The organism is Xanthomonas sp. NCPPB 2922 (assembly GCF_041520885.1).
Classification (GTDB): Bacteria; Pseudomonadota; Gammaproteobacteria; order Xanthomonadales; family Xanthomonadaceae; genus Xanthomonas; species Xanthomonas campestris.
Map to the genome: position 1 here is coordinate 64764 of NZ_JBGOFY010000020.1, position 7022 is coordinate 71785.

The window sequence follows — 7022 nt, forward strand, 5'->3', positions numbered from 1 at the left end:
CAACACTACATCAGGGCCCTCAACAAACATTTCAGTCAGCTTTGTCGCGGCATAGTCCGTCATCCCGGTGTCACATTTCGCGTGAAACCCAAGGACACGGCGAGCAAAGCGTGCGGTGCGTGCTCGCCTCTTTCCCCCACGGACGCTGCACATGCATTGGATTTTGGCGCTGTCGTTGTTGCTGTTGCTCTGGTTGCTGGTGGCGTCGCCGCGTCTGGCGTGGCTGAAAGCCGGGCTGCTGTCGTTGTTGTTGCTGTTGCTCAGCGCGTGGGGCCTGGTCGATCGGCTCAGTGGCGACGGCATCAATGCCGCAACGCTCTACCACCTGCGCACGGACATGGACGGCGCCGGTGTAAGCGATTTCTCCGGCTATATCGCCGTGTTTATCGGCATGCTGCTGCTCTCGCTCAGCCCGCTGGTGCTGTTGCGGGTGCGCCGTTTCCGGCGCCCGCGTGGCGGCGGTGCGGTGTTCGGTGCGTTCGTGGTGATGCTGTTGGTGAGCGTGGCAGTCAGCCCGCTGTACCGCGATGGCAAGCGGCTGTATTACCAGTTGCGCCCGGTCGATTACGCCACCGTGGTGCCGGAATACCAGGTGCCGCAGCAGCCGCTGCAAAAGCGCAAGAACATCGTCTGGATCTATGGCGAAAGCCTGGAGCGCACCTACTTCGACGAAGCGACGTTTCCCGGCTTGATGCCCAATCTGCGCCAGCTCGCCACCGAAGCAGTGGACGTGCGCAACCTCACCTCCACCGAAGGCAGCGGCTGGACCATTGCCGGCATGGTCGCCTCAATGTGCGGCGTGCCGCTGACCACTGCCCCAGGCGATGAGAACAGCATGGGGCGCATGGGCCTGTTCCTGCCCGAGGCGCGTTGCCTGGGCGACTATCTCAAGGACCAGGGCTACCGCAATCACTACGTGGGCGGCGCCGATGCCAGCTTCGCCGGCAAGGGCAGCTTTCTGGCCAGCCACGGCTTCGACGTGGTGCACGACGTGAATTACTTCCACGACAAGGGCGTGGCACCGAAGCATTTCTCCGCATGGGGCGTGCACGACGATGTCTTGCTCGACGATGCATGGGAGAGCTTCCAGACGCTCTCGCGCGCCGGCCAGCCGTTCATGCTCACCACCTTGACCATGGACACCCATCACCCCGCCGGCCACCTGCCGCTGGCGTGCAAGAACCAGCGTTATGAGAGCCCGCTGGGTGACATCGGGCTGCTGCATGCCATCAAGTGCAGCGACCGGCTGATTGGTGAGCTGGTCACGCGCATCCGCAACAGCCGCTATGGCCGCAACACCATCATCGTGATCGCCTCCGATCACCTGGCCATGCCCAACGATCTCAGCGACGTGCTGGCCAAGCAAAAACGCGAAAACCTGTTACTGTTCCTCGGCAAGGACATTCCGCCGCAGCAGGTGGTCACGCGCGCCGGCAGCACCCTGGATTCGGGCGCCACGCTGCTGCAATTGCTGGAACCGGGCATGCGCACGCTGGGCTTCGGCCGCTCGCTGCTGGCCAATGACGCCCCGCCAAGTGCCAGCGTTGCCGCCAGTCGTGACAGCGGCAAAAACTATCCGCGCTATCTGGCCTATGCACGCACGTTATGGACCGGGCGCAGCACGCGCATGTTGCGTGTCAACGGCAATGGCGATGTGGTGGTGGGCGTGCAGCAGGTGCGCCCGCCGGTGCTACTGGAATACGACGACGACACCAACCTCAAGACGGTGTATCTGGAAAACACCTCGCGCCAGTTCGACCGCACCCACAGCGACGGCACGCTGGCCTATGTGGACCGCTGCACCGCCTTCGAAGACGGTTCGGCTGATGGCGACTGGTGTGCGCTGGTGGTGGATCGCAATCAGCACATGAAGCTGTACCGCGACCCCGACCTCACCCGCGGCATCGCCGTGGATGCGCCGCTGGATGTCACCCCGCAAGCGCCGCGCCCGCGCGTGCGTCAGCCGATCATGCTCACCCAGGCCGCGCGCAAGACCGAGGCCGGGCGCTACATGCTCGAGCTTTACGCCAAGCGCCGCCCAACCCGCGCGTTCTGGGTCGAAGCCGTGTCGTCCGAACGCAAGGTGGTGCTGGCCCAGCAATGGGTGGTGCCCGACGCCTCCGGCCGCATCCGCATGCCGGTCGGCCTGGAGCACGCAGTGGAGGATCTGGAGATCCGCGCCTGGCTGGACTACACCGAAGAGGTGAGCGTGGACGACCTGGCGTTGGTCAAGGACACCGCGGTTGCGGATCGCTCCTGATCGGGTCTCTGCACCGCTAGCAGGCGGGCGTTGCTGTTGTTTGCTGCGGCATGTGGCACATGAATCTGCAGCTTCCGAGGCGGTGTCCTCACGGCGTGCGGGGCATTGAGGCGACACCGGCGCCGGCACCTGGGTTTCCATGGATGCATTCGCGACAAGCCCTTGAAGTGGCAAGCCCGTTGCGCGCTCGACCAAGCTGGCGTTGGCGTGTGCGGCATCGGGGTTGGCGATGCTGTCGGTTTCACTGCGCATTGAACGCCAGCAGCTAAAGGCAGTCGTCCTGGTTTGAAAAAGGCGGTGTGGAAGAGGCAACGCCGGAGCCGGAGCGGACACCAAAGCCAAGCATGTGTTCTGCGGCCTGGCTGCAGGGCCCTCGCCCGCCCACCGGCGCGGGACACGCCGTGAATCCGTCCATGGAGGCTCTTATGCGGCATCCATGCCGCATAAGGTCCCGTGCCGGTGGGCGGTCAAGGACCAGTGGGGATGATCGGTGTGCATGGCACAAGCAGTGTTTGATGCACTCTGTTCGATAGTGGTTAGCCGGCTCAACTTCGGATGCATGTTGCGACCGCCGCTTTTCAGGTGACCACCGACCAACTCTCCGGCGCGGTGTCCACACCGTTTGCGCGACCCTTGGCATGGATGCCGCTAAGGAGCCTCCACGGACAGATTCACGGCGTGTCCCGGAAGCGCTGAGGGCACCGCGCACTCAGCAGATCAGACGGTTGATCCAGGCAGTCGACCGCGCCTGGACGCGCGACGATTCAAATCCCGGTCGTCCTATGTGTGAAGCCAGCGGCGATTCGTTATTCCGGCTCGTCGACGGAACGAAGAGACGGTGAGCGACACGCGGCGTGACCGGATAGGGACGATGCGCGGGGGCTGGTCGTCACGTCAGATGCCTCCTGCGCTGAGGCACCGCCTTCCGCCCACCCGGCCTGGAACCATCCAGATGACGCCGTAGCCGACCTACCGCCGCGCTTCCACCGCGCTGACGCATTAACAGCGCACCACACGCGCACGCCAGCTCAGCCTTCCGAAGCAGGCGTGGCATCGCCCGCATCGCGCGCCACCGCCGCACCCGCACGGCTGAAGCGGATTTCCTGCGGCGATTGCAGCGCAATACCGGCAGTGTCCATACGCTGCAGCAACGCAAAGAACAGTTCGCTACGCACGCCGTACGAATCGCGCGGGCTGCGCACATAGGCAAACGAATTGAAGTTGACGTGGCCGCCTGCCAGCGAGTCGATGAACACCTCTGGCGCCGGCTCGGCCAGCACCTTGGTGTGCTCGGCAAACAACTCCAGCAGCATGTCGCGCACCTTGGCCACATCGGTTTCCAGCGGCACCGAGAACTGCAATTGCACCCGGCCCAACGGATTGGACAAGGTCATGTTGCGCACGCTCTTGGTGATCAATTCCGAGTTGGGCACGATCAGTGTGGAGCGGTCGCCGACCTGGATCTCTGTGGCGCGCACGCTGATCTTGCGCACATCGCCTTCCTGGTCGCCAATGCGCACCCAATCGCCAATCTTCACCGGCCGCTCGGCCAGCAGGATCAGGCCCGACACAAAGTTCTGCGTGATCGCCTGCAAGCCAAACCCGATGCCCACCGACAACGCGCTCAGCACCAGCGCCAACCGTTTCAGGTCCAGGCCCAGCGCAGTCAGGCCCCACACCACCACGATCAACCAGCCCAGATAGCGCGCCACCGTGCTGATGGAGTTACGTGCGCCGGCATCGAGTTCGGTCTTGGGCAGATAGGTGTTGAGCAACCACTGCTGCACCACATGCACCACCCCCATGCCCAGCAGGAACACGCACAGCGCCCGGAACACATCGCCGGGGGTGATCACCAGCTCTTTGCCGATGTTGATGCCGTGGGTGATGTTCTCCGCCCAGTCGGCCACCACGCTGAGATTTGCGCCATACGGCGTCAGCAGCAACGCGATGCCCAACAGCACCAGCACCACGCGGGCCGCCGCCGAGATCAGCAATCCCAGCTGCACCAGGCGCCCGCTGCCGATGCTGAGCGCGTGCGCGAGCGCGCGGCTGAAACGGCCATCGGGTTTGAACAGCCAGGTCATCAGATCGTCGGCGAACACCACCAGCAAGCCGAGCAGGCTGCAGACCAGGGTGATCCAGATGATCTGCCGCTCCACGAACAAGGCCAGATTGAGATAGCCGAACAAGGCGGCGATCAGCGCAAAGATCACCGCCAGATGTCCCAGCAGGCGGATCAGAACGATGAAGCCGCCGCCGCGCGAGACCACCGGTGGTGGCGCGTCGCTGTCGGGATCGACCACGCCTGCATTGGCCGCGTGCGCGCGCAACGACAGACTCAAGCCCGCCAACGCCGACAGAATCAACCCCGCATACAGCAATGCCGCCACCGCATCGGTGGCTGTATTCAACGCCGGGCTGCTACCCGCGGCCTCGTTGATCTTGGACGCCATGCCGCTGCACCAGATCACCGCTGCGGTGGCCAGGCAATGCACGCGCAGCCGATCGACGGTGGCGTCATCCAGCGGGAACAACCGCCAGCTGGGTTGATGCTTCATCAGCAGGCTGGCACTGAGCGAGCCCACGAAGGCGGCCACCAGACTGACCGCGACAAACCCGGTCAGCAGCTGGTCCAGATCCTCCGCCACCTGGCCGAGCGAGCGGATACTTTCGACCAGGACAAACGCCGCGACTCCAAGCGTCAGCGTGCCGATCAGCAGAAACCACAATGCCAGCCCCGAGCGTCGCAAGCGCCCGCCCGGCGCGCGCGAGGCCGCATAGCGCCGGCCCAGATGGCGCAGAAAGATGCGCAGCGGCAGGGCCAGCAACAGCGCGATCAGCACACCGGTGATCAACCCGCCGACGCCATTGGCGGCGGTTCCGGCCTGCACCATCTGCACCGTCCTGGCCGACAACGCCTGCAGGCGCGCGCGATCGTCAGGCCACTGCTGCGCAATCTGGTTCCAGAATGCCGGCGACAACGGCGAGGCCACGCGCGTCGAGAGCTGCACGCTGAAGCGTTGCACGCGTTCGCGCTCGAGCCGATCGGCCAGGTCCTTGGCATCGGAGACCAACAGCATGGCGCGCTTGGATTCGGCATCCAGCCCATCGCGTTCTTTGGCCAGCGACTCACGTTGCTTGGTCAGGTCTTTTGGCTCGCCTGCTTGCTTGACGCCAAGCGCCTCCAGCCGCACGTTGAGTTCCTTCAGCGGCGGATCCAACGTGCGCACCAGATCCTGCGCCTGCCGCTGCGCGCCGCTGACCTCATCGGTCAGCTTGCCGAGCTGATCCTTATCGGACTTTTCCAGCCCCGCTTCGGCCTGCTTGAGAACCTTCTGCATGCTGTCGAGTTGGGCCTGCGCATTTTCCTGCAGCGTGTCCTCGTCCTGCGCCACCGCAGCACCCACGCAAACCATCCACAGCGCCACCAGCAACAGCAGGCGCCGCACGACGCCGCGATGGGCAGTTGGAACCACTCGAAATTCAGACACGGGCAGGTATCGGGCAGGCGCGGACGATGCGCAGAGCCCGCAATCTTAAGCCACCGCCCGGAGCGGTTCCGGCAATCCGGCTCACCCCGGCCGCGCCGATTCAGCGATGAGTGCGCCCACCAGCGGAGACCATTGGAACCCGCAGTGCACGTAGTGGGCCCATTGGCCGGCGAACCGACCGGGTCGGGAAGCCCAGCGAGCGGTGTGCATGTCGAGACCGTGTCCAGGGCGATGAGCCACGTGAGCCGAAGACAGTCCACGTTCGAGTTGAGCATGTGATCGAAGCCAGACAGGCTCACGTAGGCGAATGCGGAGTGCGCGCAATGGCAAGCAGCTAGGGACAGTCGCAGTCACCCGACAACAGGCGTCCTCGCCAGTCAGCACGCCCTGGCGTGCCTGGGCATCCAGTCCCCCACCACATGGCTCGCCGACGCCAGCCAACCAGCGCATGAACTTCGGCGCCGGGCTGTCACCTCGTGCCAACAGTTGGCTGTCGCAGAATCGAATCACCGCTGCGGCAGACGCAGCGGATGACCGCGAAGGAGACTCCTATGCAGATCCAGATCCAGACCGACAACCACGTGCCGCATGACCCCTCCGTTGTGCAGCACGTCGAGAAGACCTGTTCCGCGCAGTTGGCGCACTTTGCCCACGACATCACCCGCGTGGAAGTGCATTTGCGCGACGAGAACGGCCAGCGTGGCGGTGCGGCGGATCGGACCTGCAGTATCGAGGCGCATGTCGCCGGCCTGCCGCCCATCGCTGCCAGCAACAGCGCCGAAACCACCGCGTCTGCGGTCACCGGTGCGGCCCGCAAGCTGCGCAGCGCCATCGAAAGCGCCCGCGGCAAGCAGCAGGCCAAGGCGACCGCGCCGGCGCCAGACCCCTTGTAAGGTCTGCACTGCGGGGCGGGCACACCCGCCCTGTGGCAACCCATGGCCCCACGCATCCCTGAAAACGCGATCGGCCCGTTTGCAATGGCAGTGCTATCACAAACGGGCCGACTCATGTCTGGTGCGCCCGAAGGGATTCGGACATTCCGCGTAATCGTTTGTTTAAAATGGATTTAATCAAGTTAGTAGCGGACCGATTCCCCCATGGATGCCCCCAACGTTTTGGGGCTCGATTGGGTGCGGATGGACAGCAGTGGACAGATGAGCCATAGATGAACAGACAAAGACCACTGATATGGAATGCAGGCCAGCGCCACCGATGCGGTAGGGATGGACAGAAGCCCTAATGACTGATGCTCCGCGTCGGCTGCGTCC

Annotated in this window: 4 protein-coding genes; 2 read left to right on the top strand and 2 right to left on the bottom strand. The window is 64.3% G+C overall.

The genetic code is table 11. The features are described 5' to 3' along the window. Positions 1 to 151: 151 nt before the first annotated feature. Entirely contained in the window at positions 152 to 2260 is a 2109-nt protein-coding gene (locus ACD584_RS18125) for a phosphoglycerol transferase I (RefSeq protein WP_076037376.1), read from the top strand. 1028 nt (positions 2261 to 3288) lie between these two features. On the opposite strand, the gene ACD584_RS18130 is transcribed toward ACD584_RS18125, so the two are convergent. Beyond that, positions 3289 to 5712 (bottom strand): DUF3772 domain-containing protein, encoded by a 2424-nt coding sequence (locus tag ACD584_RS18130; protein ID WP_175611882.1) that lies wholly within the window; start codon positions 5710 to 5712, stop codon positions 3289 to 3291. A 593-nt stretch (positions 5713 to 6305) separates the two neighbouring features. Between ACD584_RS18130 and ACD584_RS18135 the strand changes: the two genes are divergently transcribed. Continuing rightward, entirely contained in the window at positions 6306 to 6647 is a 342-nt protein-coding gene (locus tag ACD584_RS18135) for an HPF/RaiA family ribosome-associated protein (protein WP_012437150.1), read from the top strand. A 182-nt stretch (positions 6648 to 6829) separates the two neighbouring features. Here the strand turns inward: ACD584_RS18135 and ACD584_RS18140 are convergent. Continuing rightward, on the bottom strand, positions 6830 to 7022 hold a 193-nt coding region (locus ACD584_RS18140), incomplete at its 5' end, for a hypothetical protein (protein ID WP_319608171.1).